This window comes from Okeania sp. SIO2B3, from assembly GCF_010672525.1.
Classification (GTDB): domain Bacteria; phylum Cyanobacteriota; class Cyanobacteriia; order Cyanobacteriales; family Microcoleaceae; genus Okeania.
The window spans coordinates 1-18,417 of sequence record NZ_JAAHGH010000013.1 but is presented as its reverse complement, the minus strand read 5'-3'; the positions used below and the strand labels follow the sequence as shown (position 1 = coordinate 18,417).

General features: G+C 43.4%; 18 protein-coding genes and 1 pseudogene. 11 read left to right on the top strand and 8 right to left on the bottom strand.

From position 1 onward, the window contains the following. Nucleotides 1-629 precede the first annotated feature (629 nt). Nucleotides 630-914, top strand: coding sequence for a hypothetical protein (locus F6K15_RS13665; protein ID WP_293061589.1), 285 nt, complete (start codon nt 630-632; stop codon nt 912-914). Here F6K15_RS13665 and F6K15_RS13660 read toward each other — a convergent pair. The 6 genes from F6K15_RS13660 to F6K15_RS13635 all read right to left on the bottom strand — a co-directional run bounded on the left by F6K15_RS13660 (nt 879) and on the right by F6K15_RS13635 (nt 10,038). Beyond that, nucleotides 879-2,342, bottom strand: a complete 1,464-nt coding sequence (locus F6K15_RS13660) for a DUF1214 domain-containing protein (RefSeq protein WP_293061587.1) — start codon at nt 2,340-2,342, stop codon at nt 879-881. The genes F6K15_RS13665 and F6K15_RS13660 overlap by 36 nt on opposite strands. Nucleotides 2,343-2,615: 273 nt before the next feature. Next, nucleotides 2,616-4,202, bottom strand: coding sequence for an arylsulfatase (locus F6K15_RS13655; protein ID WP_293061585.1), 1,587 nt, complete (start codon nt 4,200-4,202; stop codon nt 2,616-2,618). Nucleotides 4,203-4,552: 350 nt separating this feature from the next. Continuing rightward, nucleotides 4,553-5,977: a DUF1254 domain-containing protein gene (locus F6K15_RS13650; RefSeq protein WP_293061583.1), complete on the bottom strand. Its 1,425-nt coding sequence runs from the start codon at nt 5,975-5,977 to the stop codon at nt 4,553-4,555. 44 nt (nt 5,978-6,021) lie between these two features. After that, nucleotides 6,022-6,147: a hypothetical protein gene (locus F6K15_RS13645; protein ID WP_293061581.1), complete on the bottom strand. Its 126-nt coding sequence runs from the start codon at nt 6,145-6,147 to the stop codon at nt 6,022-6,024. Beyond that, complete coding sequence (locus F6K15_RS13640; RefSeq protein WP_293061580.1) at nt 6,144-8,054, bottom strand: alkyl sulfatase dimerization domain-containing protein; 1,911 nt, start codon at nt 8,052-8,054, stop codon at nt 6,144-6,146. The genes F6K15_RS13645 and F6K15_RS13640 overlap by 4 nt, the downstream gene beginning before the upstream one ends. Nucleotides 8,055-8,145: 91 nt before the next feature. Then, nucleotides 8,146-10,038, bottom strand: coding sequence for an alkyl sulfatase dimerization domain-containing protein (locus F6K15_RS13635; RefSeq protein WP_293061579.1), 1,893 nt, complete (start codon nt 10,036-10,038; stop codon nt 8,146-8,148). A 422-nt stretch (nt 10,039-10,460) separates the two neighbouring features. On the opposite strand from F6K15_RS13635, the gene F6K15_RS13630 reads away from it, so the two are divergent. The 10 genes from F6K15_RS13630 to F6K15_RS13585 all read left to right on the top strand — a co-directional run bounded on the left by F6K15_RS13630 (nt 10,461) and on the right by F6K15_RS13585 (nt 17,458). Beyond that, entirely contained in the window at nt 10,461-11,471 is a 1,011-nt protein-coding gene (locus tag F6K15_RS13630; RefSeq protein WP_293061577.1) for an AraC family transcriptional regulator, read from the top strand. A 400-nt stretch (nt 11,472-11,871) separates the two neighbouring features. Continuing rightward, nucleotides 11,872-12,333 (top strand): hydrogenase maturation protease, encoded by a 462-nt coding sequence (locus tag F6K15_RS13625; RefSeq protein ID WP_293061575.1) that lies wholly within the window; start codon nt 11,872-11,874, stop codon nt 12,331-12,333. Nucleotides 12,334-12,606: 273 nt separating this feature from the next. Next, a complete protein-coding gene (locus tag F6K15_RS13620) occupies nt 12,607-12,870 on the top strand; it encodes a hypothetical protein (RefSeq protein ID WP_287526000.1) in 264 nt (87 codons plus the stop codon). A 277-nt stretch (nt 12,871-13,147) separates the two neighbouring features. Continuing rightward, nucleotides 13,148-13,474 (top strand): hypothetical protein, encoded by a 327-nt coding sequence (locus F6K15_RS13615; RefSeq protein WP_293061573.1) that lies wholly within the window; start codon nt 13,148-13,150, stop codon nt 13,472-13,474. 404 nt (nt 13,475-13,878) lie between these two features. Next, nucleotides 13,879-14,016 (top strand): hypothetical protein, encoded by a 138-nt coding sequence (locus F6K15_RS13610; RefSeq protein WP_293061571.1) that lies wholly within the window; start codon nt 13,879-13,881, stop codon nt 14,014-14,016. 174 nt (nt 14,017-14,190) lie between these two features. Next, nucleotides 14,191-15,240, top strand: a complete 1,050-nt coding sequence (locus F6K15_RS13605) for a hypothetical protein (RefSeq protein WP_293061570.1) — start codon at nt 14,191-14,193, stop codon at nt 15,238-15,240. A gap of 139 nt (nt 15,241-15,379) precedes the next feature. Then, nucleotides 15,380-15,670 (top strand): hypothetical protein, encoded by a 291-nt coding sequence (locus F6K15_RS13600; RefSeq protein ID WP_293061569.1) that lies wholly within the window; start codon nt 15,380-15,382, stop codon nt 15,668-15,670. 162 nt (nt 15,671-15,832) lie between these two features. Then, nucleotides 15,833-15,967 carry a hypothetical protein gene (locus tag F6K15_RS13595; protein ID WP_293061568.1) on the top strand — a complete coding sequence of 45 codons (135 nt, stop codon included), beginning with the start codon at nt 15,833-15,835 and terminating at the stop codon, nt 15,965-15,967. A 183-nt stretch (nt 15,968-16,150) separates the two neighbouring features. Beyond that, nucleotides 16,151-16,375, top strand: coding sequence for a hypothetical protein (locus F6K15_RS13590; RefSeq protein WP_293061567.1), 225 nt, complete (start codon nt 16,151-16,153; stop codon nt 16,373-16,375). Nucleotides 16,376-16,585: 210 nt separating this feature from the next. Then, on the top strand, nt 16,586-17,458 hold the full coding sequence (locus F6K15_RS13585; protein WP_293061566.1) for a NifU family protein: 873 nt from the start codon (nt 16,586-16,588) through the stop codon (nt 17,456-17,458). A gap of 17 nt (nt 17,459-17,475) precedes the next feature. Here the strand turns inward: F6K15_RS13585 and F6K15_RS13580 are convergent, their stop codons facing one another. Next, nucleotides 17,476-17,676 carry a hypothetical protein gene (locus tag F6K15_RS13580; protein WP_293061565.1) on the bottom strand — a complete coding sequence of 67 codons (201 nt, stop codon included), beginning with the start codon at nt 17,674-17,676 and terminating at the stop codon, nt 17,476-17,478. Nucleotides 17,677-18,157: 481 nt separating this feature from the next. Beyond that, nucleotides 18,158-18,417 (bottom strand): annotated as a pseudogene (locus tag F6K15_RS13575) (hypothetical protein); the annotation flags it as partial.

The following is an 18,417-nucleotide window of genomic DNA, read 5'->3' as shown; positions in this document are numbered from 1 at the left end:
TTGAGCGAAAGAAAGGTTTAATTCTAAGGCCAACAAGAGACTTTGACAGGAAAAATTGGTTCGTTGTTATAACTTCTGCTTTGACGTAGACGCCCTACTACTGATACCAAATCCGGTATAAATATCCCCGTTAGCTCCCACCCTGTAGAAAGCTTGCATGCAAGGTCTCTAGAGAGCTTTTTTGGGTTATTTAAAACGGGTTTTTTTAACCCGGATTTGGTACGAGCCAATTTTTCAGAGCGTGGTGGAGAACAATTCCACACCACAAAAAAGCATTGATCCAAAGCCTTAATCGAAACAGGGTGAGTCATGTCCACTCTGTTGTGCTATGGGGTAAATCAAAGACTTTAAAGTTAGTTTAGTGGTAAGCTATCTCTGTGAATGATCGAAAATTATAACTTTCTCAGCTATACAAATTAAATAACTAATTTTTTTAATGTATTAACTTTACTTATATATCATTGTTATGGAGTCAGGAGTCAGGAGTCAGGAGTTAGGAGTTAGGAGGTAGGGACGTTGCATAACAAAAATGCGTTTCATGTCGCGCAGCGTTAACGTTTGCGGAGCATGACCTTAGGAAAGTTGTGCGCCAGCTAAACGTCCGTACGGAGTTAGGAGTCAGTATCATTGTGGTTTATTCATATGAAAACCGCTGGTATTCTCTGGAAGACGTTTTTGGACAAAGCATACAGAAACTCGATCGCATGGATGATAAGTTTGAAACTTTCCGAAAGGAAGTAAATGACAAGTTTGAAGATGTCAATGACAAGTTTGACAATATCCACAAAGAAATTGTTGAAATTAAAATTGGACAGGCTCGACTCATGCAGCAGCTCCGCCACGGCAGGCCGCTGCATCAGCTTGTTAGCAGTTTCCGATTATTCAACCAATTCAAAATCTGGCATTATGAATGAATCCTTAAACTCTTCGGTCAGCCCATAGAACCGCATTACCGGCATCGGGCGCTTGCCTGACGTGGGTATCCAATTGGATTCGAGTCCATCAGGGGCATTGGGACCCACATAGAGCGTGACACTTCCGTCAGCATTCGTTTCCATTTTCTCGATGTCGTAGGACGAGAGGGTGGTGCGGTTGCTGGCACTGTAGATAAAAGAGAACGTATCGCGGTCATAGACCGTGAGCCCCCAGAATTGCTCCACAGGCACGTCAGCAGGAACGTTAACTTTGTAGAGTTTGTCGGCCTCCAGCAAATTACCGTCCTTGTCCGCGATCGCCGCCGTGTATTCCGTGGTTGGCGTTTCGGCTAACTCCTTCGGGTAGAATGTACCCCAGAAAAACGGTAGAGCGCGCTCAATCAAATCAATCCGATCTTCATAGGTGAAATCGAACTTATTGTTAGCATCTGTCGGCTGCAGAGAGTAGTAATGTCGATCCTCCCAATAGGGACGGTTTATCATCTCCTTATCGACCAAGTATTGTAGGTAATGCCACCCGTCGATCGCGGCTTGACGCATAGCGAGTTCAGTAGTCTCGTCCGGTGAAAACGGTTTGCCACGTTCGATACCAAGAGACTTCAGCATACCCATCATCACCTTGTCTTTCTTCTGGACGGGCTCGACAGTGACGATGTCGTAAATGTCTTCGAAGAGGTGCTCGTCATATAACGGCAAGGTCGGGTAACGATCGTTGATGGGGTCGATGAACCTCGGTTCCGGCGGTTCATCAGCCTCTGAAAGGTAATATATCCGCGTCCGTTTTGCATACTCGTAGGCATCCTCCAGCGTCTTGCCAGGTAGGACAACGGAACGAAACGCGAAGGCAATTCGATAGTTGGGTGAGGGAACATGGATGTATTCATTATCGTCAATCTCTTTATTGTAGCCTGGTGGCGTGAAAACGATTTTGCCACCTTCGCCCTTGTCGATACCAGAGGGACCCACATCGGCAATTGTTAAGTGCCAGGCATCAACGACTTGGCCATAGAGAGAGCCGTCGTCTCCGGCTGCGGGAATCTCAACCACGACAGGCCCCTTCCTTAAGTCAGTGAAGGCTGCGATGTACGATGTGCTACTGTTCGCAGTCAGCGCTTCGAGTCGCGGCGTAGCCAACTCGGAGTAGGCGATGATGTCGTTGTCCTGGTAACCTAACCAATCGAAGGCGGCTCTGCGAAAGGAGTAGATTCCGAGTGCCGGCCTGCTCCAAATCACTGCCTCGAATGCCCGTTGGTACTTGACCTGGTAGTCAAAGTCATCAACCGACGGCTCCGAGCCTATTGGTGGTTTGCCGCTAATGGGATTCTCCCCATCCTGGGCTAAGACCTGACCGCCGCTAGAAAGGAACGCCACGGCGAACAGAATGAAAATGAAAAGAGCCTGGATCAAACGATATCTCAACGTGCGGTTTCTCTGACCGCTCGCGATTCTATTTACAGTTCTCAAAGGAAACTCCTTATGGACTAAAGGTTAACTAAACTCAGGCTGCATCCCAAAACGCGATCTGGATAGCCTTGGGATGGCCTGTAGAGTTCCGATCGCTAGCTTGGAACTCTACAGTCTTAGCTGAATTAGAGATGCAAGGGTTAGTATGGATATTTTGCATGGGTTAATCGTAGCTGCACCTTGAAAGGGCGGGCAGTGCCCACCCTACAGCGACGACTAGAAGTTTTCCGGCAATACTGGTATTTGGTCTAGCGGGCCACCATCATCTACCTCATAATCAGGATCGAAGTAGGGTATCCCCTGATCGTCCATGAACTGGGGCTGGGCTTTGAACCACTCGCTGAATTTCTGCTCCTCTGCGTAGGCAACAAGCCGCGCTTCAAGATATTCCACGATATCTGGATGCAGCCAGGCAACGTCAATCTGCTCCTCCTTGTCCTGAGAAAGATCGAATAGCTCGGTCTTACCAGGAAAAGTTGCGTACTTGATCAGCTTCCAATTGCCTTTGCGGATAGCCCCGCGATAGGTCTCGACATTGATCAAAATCTCCTCATGGGGTGAAAGAGCCCCTTCAGCAATGGTCGCCCATGCGTTTTTCCCGTCAAAAGGATGATCGGCACTGCCCTCAGCATCGGCAAGAGCCAGTAGGGTAGGCATGATATCTACATGATCTAGAGGTTCGTTCACCTCTGCTGGCTGGAGTTGGGCTGGCCAGTTTATGATGGCAGGTAAACGTACTCCTCCCTCATAAAGGCCTAACTTGCCACCTCGGAAAGGCTCGTTAGAGCTTGGCAGACTGTCTGGAACTGTGGCTCCCGGTGCGTAGAATATTTCGGGCCTTTCTGCGCCGCCACCGTTATCGGTAGAGAAGAAGATCAGCGTGTTCTCGCGCATACCTTCCTCTTCGAGGGCATCAAGCATACGACCGATCTGCGTGTCGATACTGGTTATCATCGCTGCGTAGGTGCGTTTATCCACATCCTTCTGCTCATCACCCGGAAACACATCCTCATAAGCTTTAATATCTTCTTCGGGGGCTTCAAATGGAGTGTGGGGGGCAAGGGAAGAGAAATAGAGGAAAAACGGATTCGACTGGTCGTGTTGATGGATTAGCTTGACGGCTTCGTCCCCAATCAACTCTGTGTAGTAGCCATCTTCGGGTGCTACAATTTCTAATCTTTCACCGTTGCGCTGCCAGTCGATCACACCTCCACGCTCCTTAGTAAAATAATCTACCTCACCCATGACGTTGCCATAGAAATAGTCAAAGCCGCGATTCTGAGGCCAATAATCCGTAGAAGCATGGCCGAGATGCCATTTGCCGACCATTGCCGTTTCGTAACCAGCTCCTTTGAGAGCTTGAGGCAGAGTCACCTCATCCGTGGGCAATCCGTACCTGTGTGCGTCAAAGATAACGTTAGTCTGCAAACCGTAGCGCATGGGGTAACGCCCTGTCAACAGTGCTGCTCTTCCCGGAGTGCATAGGGGCAAACCGTAGTATGATTCCAAGCGCACGCCTGTAGCAGCAAGCTGGTCAATATTCGGTGTCCGGATCTCGCTGCCACGATAACCTAGATCGGCATTACCCAGGTCATCTGCCAAAATCACAATGATATTAGGCTTGGGCTTAAGCACCGGAGTGGCGGCAAGAGCACTCGGGAGCAAGGACAGCATTCCCGAAAGGAATAGTAGCAGGGAGGTCGCGATCGCGATTCCTTTGTTTATTGTTTGTTGCATGAAGTCAAAAACTCCTGATTTTTTATTTTTTAGTTCGATGGTAAAACCGCTATGGGCGAATGGCACTAAGATAAGCCGAAAGCCTTTCGAGAAGATGGGTATGGGGAGATGGGAAAGACAGAGGAGTGTGGGGAGAGAAGAGATCATAGTCTGAATGCATGAACTGTTGGAGGACTCTGTTCTCCCAACAGCCAGTCATCTCTCTTTTACTCCCCACCCCTCCCACACTTCCCACACCCCCCACACTCCTCATCAGTTTAGGATTTGACCTTAACTGAGTGCCATTCCGCTATGGGCGAGGGATCTAGAATTAGTTCGCATCACCAACAGGGCCTAGATTCGTCAAAGCGGGGGGTACCAACCACCGGGACAATGCTGGGTATTCTGGTAAGTACAAGCGCATTATTATAGGGCGGTTAAGACTCTTCTTTGAAAACAGCAGGAGGATTCCATTGACCAGTCAAAATGTCTAGGTTAGGCCAATACAGTCTCATCATCAGGTCAAATCCACCCGTTGCAGGTGCGGGCAACCAGTTAGACTCTAGCGACTGACCAGGACTCTCACTCTGAATGTAGATATCAAGGGAGCCATCATCGTTGAACGTTAAGTCATCCCGATCGCCGACCGCATAACGTTCACCCGGATCACCCTTACCGACAAAATATCCGTCTGGATCATAGAGGGTCACAGACCAGAATGCACTAACGGGGGGTAATTGGTCAGCATCAAAATGTAATACATAGTTATTTCCGCCTTCATAACGCTCACCATTGACATCAGAAACAGTGTCCGTGTAAATCGAATCTTCTGGAGGATTAGCACCTACCCCTCTGAAAGCAACATTAGCCCGTTGCCAATAGGCAGCACCATAGGTTCCCCTAAATTCTCGTCCCACAACCCAATTGTTCACCTGATCTCCTACTAACGATTTACTGACGACCAAATCCAAACCTTCGGATACAGCGGCAGTCAGTGCAGCTTGGGTGTCACTGTCAAGGGCATTAAAATCAAAGCTTTCTCCCACAACCACGCCGATTTTCTCAAGCTGTTCCACCATGCTCCAGTCAATGAGATGGGGTGAATTTTGCTTGAGTAACTCTGCAAACAAACTAAAGAAGGTATCTGCATCCATTGCTGCGACTTGCTCAGAGGGTTTAATACTCGAGTCACAGGTTCCTTCTGGTAACACGTCAATGGGAGGGACTGCACCCGTGGCCCACTGACTAAGGGGCGTGAGTTGATAGCCGTCTTGGATCTCCCAGACGTGTTCATAATCATCACTACCATTGGTTTGAGTCCGCCCCACAATCCAACCCAGATTAGTCGTTACGGGAATAATAGGAGTCAGATCTTGGGGTAAAGCCCCATCCCAATCCGGACCGACCAAGACAAATTTTCCTGCACTCTCGCCTGTTGTCCGAGTTCCTGGCACAGCAACCACATCAGTCCACATATCCAGAATTGGCAAGAGGTAATATCGATCGGTGTCAGGCACGGAAAGCACCAAGGGTCCATCGGACAAGTCGAAAAAAGCCGAAGAGTAGAGGGTGTCAACATTGGGGCGAGCAACCTGTTTAAATGAAGCGTTTGGAAATTCCCGTAGGTGGGCAAACTGATTCATTGGCGCACAGGTATCGATTGGCTGTGTGACGTTGGTTGTAGCCTGACGTGTCTTTTCCAGTAGCACCAATGGATAGGCGTAGATGTAAGCTTGGGTAGCAATTTCAGCAATGTCATCGCTGCTGGTTTGAGCCATTGCAGATGGAACTAGGGTGCCTCCGCAGATGGTGAGGGCGGTCGCTACTGCCACTACTCCTTTCAAAATCCGGTTCAAAAACATAAGTGAAATCTCCTAAAAAGAGTTAACAAAATTCGGGACGCATCCTAACTCTCTTCTGTCAAACCGGGTTGAAACGTTGATTTTTCGTCGGCTGTAATGGCGGAAATTCGTAGAAATGTTCCAGAGTGACAGAAGAGAGCTAAAATGCGATCGCCTATTAAAGTTCTCACCTAATCTGGAGTTGACTCGGTGAGGAAGCTGCGGATGGAAATACAGGCGGAACGGTGGGAGGAACTAAAGGCGGAACGGTAAAGAAATCGCGAAACTTGTCGAAAAGATCGAGAATCTCAGTGGCTTCATCACGGGAGCCTTTCTCTATCCGAGCATTTCCACTGTCTACTGCTGCTTCCAGAGTTGTTAAGTTGAGGTAAAGGTTAGCCCAAGTTGCACTTGACAGGGCAATTTCAATATCTGATGGTTGAGAGTAATTAACCGGCTCGGGTAGAAACTCGGCAACACCACGGCGGATATGAAGCCCTGCCATTTCATTATCGCGATCGTCAAAGATAAAAGTGATTACCTTATCAATGTTTTCGGCTTGACGGGGATCGATGCGAACGCGGTGATAGTTCACATAGGTTGTTGGATCGGCAGCAATGATAGCAGGGCTTGGAGGAATGAGTTTCAGAATCCTTTCTTCCCCTTCCAGTGCCCGCGCTTCACTGATTGCGAAGGCTCGGGCGATCGAACCCATTGCCAATTGACCGATTTTCCGCAACGCATCAGCTTTAATCGTGCGAACCTCAACATCCATTGGGTCAATTTCGTAGGCGTAATTGATGAGTTGGGCAGCCCAAGCATACTCCTCACGTTCCAGAGCCTCTTGAGCGGCAGCGACCACCGCATCCCGTCCTCCCATCAAAGTAACTAGCCGTTGTGCTGTTTCTTGGGGAGGGAGCGGAAACAATTGGCTGGGGTCGCGATCATACCAACCCATCTGGTAATAAAACATGGCTGGGGGAAACCAAGGGGTTTCACCATAGGTCTCGGCGTTGTACGAAGCATCAGCCAAGTGTTGCGGTTTGTAGATAAAGTAACGGAGTTCGTCTGGTCTCAGCCCCCGAAGGATACCCCGTAAACTTTGATCATAGGTCAAGGTAACAAGATCGGTGTAATTTTTCAAGGCTTCAGCAACTTCAGCTTTTCCTATGATTGGAACAGCAGTCGCATTGATTAAGTAAGTGGGATTAAGATCTCGAATCTCCCGCAGGCCATCGATCCAACTCAGAGGATCGCGATAGACATCTCCTCTCAAGGAATAAAGGTTTGGGGTAGTCTCCCAGAAGAAGTTATTCAAAACTGCTTCTTTTTCGGGAATCCAAAGGGTAACGCAGTAATCATCTGAGGAATACTCAGTAAAAAACTGAAGGGTTAAGCCCGCAACAACCAGTTCCTCCTCATCTTCTACCGTCTTTGTTACCTTTAAAAAGTTGGTAGGTTCGATAGTCAGGCGACCATCGATCGCTGCATCGGCTCCTTCCTCCGGAAGATAGTTGTTGAACTGGACGAAAGCCCGAGCTGTCAGTACCGGACCCAGTTCGGGAATTGCAGAGGGGGCACCTCCACTCTGAAGATTGGCTTCAACAGTATCATTGAGTTTTGGGTGACCGATTACCATAACCGAGTCTGGATCGTCAACCATTTCGCCACCTCCCAAAGCATAGTGGCTATGGCTATAGATAATTGCTTTGATGGGCTTGGTGCTAATTTCCGACTCAATAACCTCGCGAAAACGTTTTCCTTGTTCGGCAGAGTCGCCCGTATCGTAAACGATTAGCCCGTCCGGTGCTTCGATGACGATGCAGTTAACAATGGAATAGCCCCCAATAATCCAAATACCATTGCCGAGATTCTCAACAGTCGGTTCGTTGTAGGTGGTGGCGTTTGCTGCTTCAAGGGCTTCGTCATAGATCACTGCACCATTGGGAGCTGTGGTCAGGGTTGCCTCACCGCCCATATAGCGATCAGGATAGTTGGGGTCGTAGGTTGCCGCTAGTACCTTAGTCGGGGTTGTTAGGAGAAGAGAAAGAGAAATCGCAAATATGGCGATCAATCTCAACATTCGGTTAAAAAACATGGGTAAAACCTTATAAAAAGAGTTAACAAAATTCGGGACGCATCCCAAAATGCGATCGAGATGGTCTTGGGATGCGTTATGGAGTTCTCACCTAATCAGGGATTGGGCCTACAGGGGGAACTGTGAATAAATTGCCGACAGGATTGAACTTGTCGAAAAGATTGAGAATCTCAACGGCATCATCGTCGGTGCCTGTTAGCACCTCAGCATTGCCAAGGATTATAGCTAACGGCAGGGTTGTCCTGTTGAGGTAGAGCTTAGCCCAAGTTTCGCTTGTCAGAGAGACTTCAATGTCCGATGGCCGATTGTAATTGGCGGGTTCTCGGATAAACTCTGCCACACCACGGCGGATATGAAGACCCACGGTTTTGTTGTCTAGATCACTAAAGGTAAAGGTGATTACCTTGTCGATAGGCTCCGCTTTACGGGGATCAATGCGAACGCGGTGATAGTTCACGTATGTTGTTGGATCCTCCGCAATGGTATCCAAGTCGGGGGGAATAAGTTTCTGAATCCTTTCTTTCCCTTCCAGTGCTCGTGCCTCACTGAGCAACCAAGCTCGACCAATCGAACCCATGGAAAGTTGACCCATTTTCCGCAGTGCATTTGCCCTGATGGTGCGAGCTTCTGCATCTTTGGGGTCAAGTTCGTAGATGTAGTCGATCAGTTGAGCTGCCCAAGCATATTCGTTGTCATCCAGAGCTAACTGAGCTGCGGCCACCACAGCATCTCGTCCGCCCATCAGTGCAACGAGCCGTTGAGCAGTTTCTTGGGGAGGGAGTTGGAAAATCTTGGTGGGATTGCGATCGTACCAACCCATCTGGTAGTAAAACACAGCAGGAGGATACCAAGGAGTCTCACCGTAGATCTCGGCGTTGTAGTCAGAATCGGCGAGGTGTTGGGGCTTGTAGATGAAGTAACGGAGTTCATCAGGACCCAAACCTTGGAGAATACCGCGCAGAGTTTGATCGTAAGTTAGAGCGATTAAATCAACGTAATTACTCAATGCTTCAGCCGCTTGAGTTTTACCCGAGATCGCGCGAGCGTGGTTGCTAATAAGGTAAGTGGGTTCGAGACCCTGTATCACCTTCAGGCCACCGATCAACTGTTGGGGATCTCGATAGAGAGCACCCCGCAAGGAATAAAGGTTGGGTGTGCCAGGCCAGAAAAAGTTATTCAAAACCGCCTTTTTTTCGGGAATCCAGACCGTAACCGAGTAATCGTCCGAAATATACTTTGTGAAGAACTCAAGGGTTAGACCCGCAACATCTCTTTTTTCGCTATCTTCTACCTCGTAAGTCACGGGTAGATATGCTTTTTCCTTGTATTCAAGCTTGGCAGCGATCGCGGCATCCTGTCCTTCAGCAGGAAGATAGTTGTTAAATTGAACCGCCTTCCGCGCTGTCAGTATTGGGCTAAGTTCGGGAATAGCGGACGGGGCTTCCCCTACCATATTCTCCACAGTCTCCTTGAGTTTTGGATGACCAATGACTTCAACAGAATCGGGATCGTCTACCATTGCCCCAGCACCAAAGGCATAGTGACTATGACTATAGATAATCGCTTTGATGGGCTTAGTACTAATCTGGGATTCAATCACTTCCCGAAAGCGTTCTCCATCTTCACCGGAGGAACCCGTTTCATAAACAATTAGTCCTAATGGCGCTTCGATGACAATGCAGTTAACCATGGACTCTCCCCCAATCACCCATATGCCTATGCCATTTCCGAATTCATCCTTGAGTTCATCAACATAGGGTTCGGTGTAAATATTATTCTCCGTGGCCTCAAGAGTCTTGTCGTAAACGATTGCCCCATTTTGTGCTGTGGCTAAGTTCGCCGGACCGCCCATATAGCGATCGGGATAATTTGGCTCATAGGTAGCCGCTAGTACCTTGGTAGGGGTTGTTAGGAGGAGAGCGGTGACGAGCGTAAACGCCACAACGCCTCTCAAAATTCGGTTCCAAAGACCGTTCAAAAACATAGATAAAACCTCATAAAATGGGTTAACACAATCTCAGGTCATATCCCAAAACACAACATGGATAGCCTTGGTATGGCCTTTAGAATCCCGAACGCTCGATCCGAACCCTACACTTGGCTGAATTACAGACGCAAAAGTTCATCAATCAATGGGTGTTATCAGTTTTCCAGATCAATCAATCTCATGAGGGTAGGTAATATCTTAAGAGATGAATACTGGACACTTTCACTCAGTAATAGCCACTATGTTGTGCTATGGGGTAAGTCCAAGACTTAAAGGTTAGTTTAGTGGTAAGCTCTCTCTGTGAATGATCAAAAATTATAACTTTCTCAGCTATACAAATTAAAAAACTAATTTTTTATTTTTATTAGTTTGGCTTATAATTGATTTGATTATTTTGATAGAAAAAGATGAGTTTGTTAATGGATGTAAACAAGAGTACAATTACTCAAGCTAAGGATGATCCTGGAACAGGTAATCAGAAAATTGTTTCTAAATCCTTTACAGATGTGGATAATTTCAAAGAGTTTTTTGAGTATAAAAATAAGGAAATAATACAACTCACTCCCGGTTCTCTTCAAGGTGAGTTTTTGTCGATTCAGGTTGGTGACATATTTTTCGTATATAATCAGGTGAACCAAGGGTTTCAATTTTCGGGTGATGGTACAAAGGGATACATATGTTTTGCGATACTTTGGTCTGAGAATGAAAAGGAATATTACTCCTTCCGTCACCCTGTCAAACCTCAAAGGACTGTTTTTGGTTTCAATAACACTGAAGCACACGAAATATTTCCTCAAGGTGGAGCATTGACAAACATTGTCATCCCTGTTCAAACTTTTGATGCTTATGCAGACCAACTACAACGCCACGATCTAGACGATAGTTTCCGGAGTAAAAATCATGTAAATTTGCTTCTAACTGGGATGAAAGAAATTAAAGATTATCTGAAACAACTGATTTGGTTAGCAGTACACCAACCAAATTGGTTACAAAAACCTCATATTGAGGAGCTGGTTACTGATGATTTCCTGCCTTTGTTGATTAGTAACATTCCCATTAAGTTAAATTCCAAGTTTTTCCTCAAACCTTCTCGAAGAGAAAAGTTGATTGCCAAAGCTGAAACAGAAATGCTAGGACACTTGAAAAAACCTCTGACCTTAAAACAACTAGCTCAAAATTTAAAGTGTAGCAGTTGTGCGTTATCTTTTGGTTTTAAAGACTTATTTGGCCTGAGTCCCATGCGCTATCTCAAGGTAAGACGACTTAATGCAGTGCGACAACGCCTGAAGGCAAGCGAACCCGAAAGTTGTACCATCGCCATCCTTGCTAGTCAATTTGGGTTCTACAGTGCAAGTCATTTTGCTAGAGATTATAAAGCTATGTTTGGGGAGTTGCCTTCAGAGACTTTAGCAAAACACTACAAAAGTTAGCTTGAGTATTGAGCGATAAATATATTCGGAATCTAAAGTTTTTCTTATAATAATTATCTTTTTAACAATTTAATGCTACTGCTTGCTTTCCAATATTTTAGTAGACAGAGCAATCGCCGACATTCTCAAATTCTCTTGCCTCACTCACAACAATAACTTAACTTTTGACTTCTGTAGGGGCGAATGGCCATTTGCTGACGCAAAGCTGCCGCTTTATATGTCGCGGAGCGTTAACGGAGTTATGCGACAGCAAAACGCCCCTACCAATTCTGACTTCAAATATATGTTACTAGGTTACAAAAACGGTTTAAAAAATGGGTTAGTGTTGAGGACGTAAAGTTAATAAACTAGATAAAATCTACTTTTGGGCACATCTAATACCCCACTTAACAAATAAATAATGTTGACAATTATCGGTTGCGGTAATCTTAACCGTAGTGATGATGGGGTAGGAGTAATTATTGCTCAACGCTTGCAGCAATATCTGACTGAACATCCTCATCCAAATGTCCGGGTTTATGACTGCGGTACTGCGGGAATGGAAGTGATGTTTCAGGCACGGGGAACTCAGCAATTAATTATTCTGGATGCTAGTGCTACAGGTTCTGAACCAGGTGCAATATTTAAAGTTCCTAGTTCGGAGTTGGAAGCACTGCCAGAACCTAGTTATAGTTTGCATGATTTTCGTTGGGATAATGCTCTGGCGGTGGGTCGAAAAATCTTTCGGGAGGATTTTCCTCAAGATGTAATTGTCTATTTAATAGAAGCTGAAAATTTGGATTTTGGTCTAGAACTTTCTTCTGTAGTTCAGCGTTCTGCTGAGAAGGTTTTTCAAGAACTTATATCAACTTTAATTGATTAAGTACCCGTGCAAAATTAATTTAAAATTTTGGCATGAGGGAACAGAGAACAGGAAATATAACTGAGTAGTAAATATACAAATATTGTTCTTATTTACTTAGTTATCAATTACTGTAAATTGAGAATTAGAAGTGGAAAGTTTGTCTTTTTAGCTTATTTATTCTTCCTTAAATTTAGCCATCTATCAGTTTTTTGGAAAGTAAAGTAAAGCAAAAGAAAAAGCTGATAGCTGATGGCTAATTGCTGACTGCTACTTTAACACAAGGAAATTATCATGGACGAACAAAGAACAGAACAATATTATGAATTAATTGATAAATTAGTGCAATGTCCTAATGGAAAAGAGCCTGATGTTTTAGATGAAAATATTGAATTAGTTGATGCTGGTTTTGTGTCAGTTTTAATGCAAGTTGGTCAAGCACAAATTCATCATGGTAATCAAGATGGTGCTAAGTTTTTATTCCATCTTGCTCGTGAATTAGCTAAACAACTAGGATTGTATCCTGACCCTGAAGCTGCTACAACACCTGCCCATTGAAGAAGGAGTCAGGAGTCAGGAGAATGGAGTCGATGGGAATTCTCACCCTACCAACCGCATTTGCACCCCTGCTGACGGTGGGGTATTAAACCCATAAGGGTTAACGCGCGTCAGAACTCAGAACTCAGAAGTCAAAAGTTAACCCACCCCTAACCCCTCCGGTGGAGGGGAGGGGAAGTAGGGGATTTGACCTTCGCTCCAAAAACCCGATCGCCTTAAAAAGCGGGGTTGCGCGACCCATATTATTTTGATAAAGATCATGTAGATAGTTAATGTTATGTTTTCTCAGACAGAAGCAGAAAAATTAGCCATTGATTTCTTGAGGAATGATTGGGAAATTCCCCAGGCAGAACAAGAGTGGTTTACTATTAGAAATACGAAACAAGAGCCTAATTGGTATATTGTGGAAGTAGCAATAGAAGGATATCCTGATTATTGGATTCTTCAGGTTTATGATACGGGTGAATGTGACCCTTGTTATACTTTTGTCTCTCCTTTAAGTGGTTCTCAAGATACAGATGATTTGCAGGAATTACCAGAATCTATTGCTAATATGATTAGCTTTGAGCGTAATTCACAAATGTCTCAAACAGCAAAAGTTTGAGTTTAAAATAATAAATCAAGTTCGTTTTTGGGGAATATTAATAGTTGAAATTGATGATTTATTCAGATTTTTTTACTATTAATACACATCCATACGAGCTTGATTTTTTATATGCAGCAGTTTCCTAGTAGGTGAAGGTGGAGGGCAAGATAGGGAACAAACAAAAAATATTTACCCCGTCAGTTGTAACACATTAATCTGATATATGCTCTGTATAGCGCTTTCGTTACGGAGTTAGCTATTGATAGTGACGTGAACCACCTAAAAATGTAGGTTGGGTACGAAGTGTTAGCGCAGCTTATCCTACGGATAAGCTCCGAAGATCGTTCCTACTCCCAACCTACGGTTATTAATACCAATTTTACTTTTATCTAAATAAGTAGCCAAGATAACAGTTTTTTTTAATGGTAAATGATAGTAATAGTGTCGTTTTCATCAAAAAATTAATCAACTCTGCTTTCTCTCTAATTCTTCAGCATAGCAGCCCTCTGCCTTATTTCTTTACCTTCATCAATATTGGTTATGTCGATCGCCGGATTTAGCGTAGTATGCGATCGATAATATTACTCAAATTCGGCAAAAATATAAAAAGAGTATAAACAATAAGAGGGGAATCTAAGAATATTGATAAAATAAAAATAACTTTAAAGTTAGACTTGGATAATAATAACAAAAACAGCATATTTTTCTTGAAAATACTAATTTATTAAAACACTGTGCTTCAAACTATTAGTGATACCTCTGTTAGAGCAGCACTGAATGCCATTGAATCTGAATCAGCAAATGTTGCAGAAAAAATTCAGATGCTGATAGAAATGGCAAATGGGTTGCAACAAAAACCAAAAGACCCTAAACAACTAGATGATGCTATTTGCCTATATCAACAAGCTATAGAATTATCCAGCAACGATTATCCTCTGCTGCAAGCAAGAGCATTGGTAGGAATGGCAACAGCATTAAGAGCTATGCCGGGAGAAGGACCCGATCTATTGCTGGAGGCGAGAGAAGCTTATGAAACTGCCCTAGAAATATTACGGGAACAAGGAATACCTGAAGAAGTTGCAGAGGCAGAAATGAATTTAGGCTTGGTCTTACAAGCATTAGTTAATTTTAACTTGGCAACAACGAAACAGGTAATAGAAACATATCAACGGGGGTTACTAATATTTACCGCAGATAAACACCCACAAGAATATGCCATATTACAGAATAATATAGCGATCGCTTATCTCTCGATGACCCTATCTCCAGAAAGAGAAGGTATGCGACAAGCAATGGCAGTACAATCATTTGAGGAAGCATTAAAGGCAGTTAACCTCATTGAACATCCCAACGAATACGCGATGTTGCAAAATAACCTAGCCAATGCCTTGCAATACCTCCCCAGTCTGCATCCAGTAGATAATAATTTGCGAGCATTAACTGCATACAATGAAGCCTTGAAAGTCCGTACAGCAAAAGATCAACCATTAGAGTATGCAGCTACAATCTCTAATAAAGCTAACCTGCTATACAACTTACCTGATAACCCGAAACACCCAGAAGCAGGAAATCAGCAAAATCTACTCCAGGCAAAAATGCTCTATGAAGAAGCTCAAGGAATTTTTTGTCAGTATAGTGAAATAGAAAGAGCAACAATAGTTTCCGAAGCATTAGCAGCAGTGGAAAGCGAACTGTCACTTTTTGATGTTGAAATAGCAGTCAGCGGTCAGCGGTCAGCCTATTGCTATCGCAAGGCTATCGCCAACAGCTCTCAAGGCATATGATGGGGGTGTCCTACCCCCAGAACACACACACCATTAATTTTTTAGAATAAGCGTGGGGGACACCGAACCCGCCGATTTTAGCTAAAAGCTGATAGCTAGTTAAGTCAGCAGTTACTAAATAAAAAGGAGAATCAACGAAATGAGCAGTCTAATTACTGTTTTCAATACTCTGATTACAGACTTGGAAGCCATACCAAGCTTTCAAATTTTTATCAGTGACTTAGTTACTGGAGAAATTACAATACTAACAGCCATATTTTGGCTAGGAATTGCTAGCGGAATTTCCATTATAGCTGGAGCTATTGGTGGAATATGGTTAGCAAGAAAAGATTTAGGTTATAGTCTAGCTGCCATGATTGGTGGTTTATTTGGCCCTGCTGGTGTAATTCCGGCAGTTATTGTTGGCTTGGCAATTTTAAAATTTGTTTAGGAGCAAGACATTAATTTGTTGGATAGGATGTACAGAGATTGATTCGTAATATCAAATCTGGTGCATCATAATTTGTCAATATTTTCAAAGATTTTAGGGTTGGCAATGACAGGTTTGACAATAAGGTAGTCATGCTTACGTAATGGTAGATGGGGATGAACAATGGTACTTTATGAGATCAAGATACTAACAAGGGAGCAAGATGCTCCCACTGCTTTGTCCTTGACCAAAATAATTACAATAGACCACCATTACAATGCACCACCACCGATAATACAGCATATTTCGGGCAAATGAGGTACAGGGTAAATGATGAAAATATTGTAGTGCGGGCATCTTGCCCGCTCCGGGGTGTACCTAATAACAACGGAAAGTGCTTTAAATATCAATGTTTGAGTATTTGTTACAATTTCCAAACCATGTAATGAATCTATTTGTGAACCCTAAAGTAACTAACAGTAGAAAAAAGGAGAAACAATTATGCTAGAAGTCGGTTGGTTTAGCACCAAATTATTACTCAAAGGAAAACTATTACGAAATCCATTTTATTTTGTCAAACAAGTAACTATAGCTACTTCTTTTGGTGCTTTATTACTAATAGCAATGGCCAAAATGGGAACAACACTATTGCTTCCAATTATTATTTCTAGTCTGGTAACTGGAATCTCTATGCCATTTTTGCTGAAAGATCTGAAGTTGCAATAGGAAGAAAATCATCAAAATGACCAAAAAATTAGGTCAATAGCCTCCCCTTTTAAGGGAATAAAAAGCGGTCGTAGCGCAGCTTCCCGTAGGGTGGGATGGCGAGAGGAACTCGCCATATCCAATGAACCAAAAGAAAAGAGAATTCTGTATTTTCAAGCCTCCCTATTACAGGAGGTACTGATAACTGATAACTGATAACTGATAACTGAAGTGACTCAAGCTAAACTTCCTTTGCAAGAATCTGTGAGTCTAGAATCTCTAGTGTCTGATATTACTCACTTTGAGCAGGCGATCGCTCATTGGGATGAAAATCAAAAGGTAGTGGTTGAAGGGTTGAAAAATGCCATAGAAGCATTACACAAAGAAGCTTTAACCCGATTAATTCGTAGTGTTAAACAGGAATCTATGCCAGCATTGCGTCAGGCAGTGCAAGATGAAGTAGTTTATAGTCTACTGCGCTACCACGAATTGATTAAACCACCTACACCTTCTCTAGAAATTAGGATTCATCAGGCATTAGATGAAGTGCGTCCCGGTTTGCAAAGCCATAATGGCAATGTGGAATTAGTCGCCATCAAACTACCGGATACGGTAGAAGTAAAATTAGTGGGAAATTGTAGTAACTGTCCTGCTTCAACCTTAACCATGAAAGAGGGAGTCGAGCAGGCAATTAAAACCCACTGTCCGGAAATCAAAAATGTAGTTTCGGTCAATACTCCAGTTAGTGGAAGAGCAAGCAATACTATTGCGAGTCCCTTTGCTGCAAAAGAAGAAACAGGTTGGGTTGCTTTAGCAAATATTGACCAGATACCGAAAGCTGGTATTTTAGCTGTTGATGTGGATGGGTTGAAATTAATTTTGACTCGTGTGGGTAATAATGTCATTGCCTATCGTAATAGTTGTAGTCATTTAGCTAAACCTTTAGATAAAGGAGAAGTAATAGAAGGTATTCTAACTTGCCCATTTCATAACTTTAAGTATAACTTAGCAACCGGAGAATGTTTAACTGCTCCAGAAATGACCTTACAACAATATCCGGTAACTATGAGAGGCGATCGGATTTTGATTCAGTGTGATGCGTAAATACGTGTGACTCTTTCCTATATTGATATGCGTACATAATTTTCATATCTTATGAGAAATTCTTCTGTAGATAACTGATATTTAGTCTCAAATTTCTGCAGTCTTTGTTTTGTTCGTTCAATACCATCAGACAAAGACTGTAATTCTTTTTCTACTGCTGCTTTTAATAAAATTTTTAATGATTCTGGGTGCTGGCATTTAATTTTGAGTTCTGGCATATTTATTATTTCCTAGGACTTACGCAGATACGCTATATATAGTACTCATAACTATTGTCCAATAGTTACTGGACTCTATACACAGTGTCTTTGCGTAAGTCCTGATTTCCTTTAAAAATGATTTAAATGTTGTACTAAACAGAATTCTCCTCTTTTGAGATTATTCATTTTCTGTTTCCCAATCTTCAGCAATCCTAACTAATAGAGTTGTTGGGAATTAAGCTAAAAAAATGGCTAAAACCCTTATTGGTCAAAGTTTATAGCGTTTTTCAGCCCTAGAATCCTGAAAAGCTTATTCTATAAGGTTTTGAGCATTGTTCAATTTTTATTTCCCAACAACTCTAATAAAGGCAGAAGATCAAAATTTTAATACTGTGACGATTTCTCACAAACAGCACAAAGCCTGCTGAAGTTATTGTCAGTTAAGCTATTAGAGCGAATAAATATTTTTTGGTGATGATATTCTGCTTTTGAAACCAGACTAGATGAAAATTTGTTTGCTGGATTGCCTTGCAGTGGCTGGATTGGATTTCGTATCTATGAATTGCACAGAATCAAAAGTATTAATCCACAGATGAGCGCCACAACTTGCTGGTTTGTAAGGTCGATAGACGATTTGGCAAGGACCTGAAATATATAACTCATAACCATAATAGTTATGACCGCTGTGCTTAACTGACACTACAGCTTCCAATTCTGTTGGAGGCTTCTTTTTATTACTTTGAATTTTGTTTTGATTGA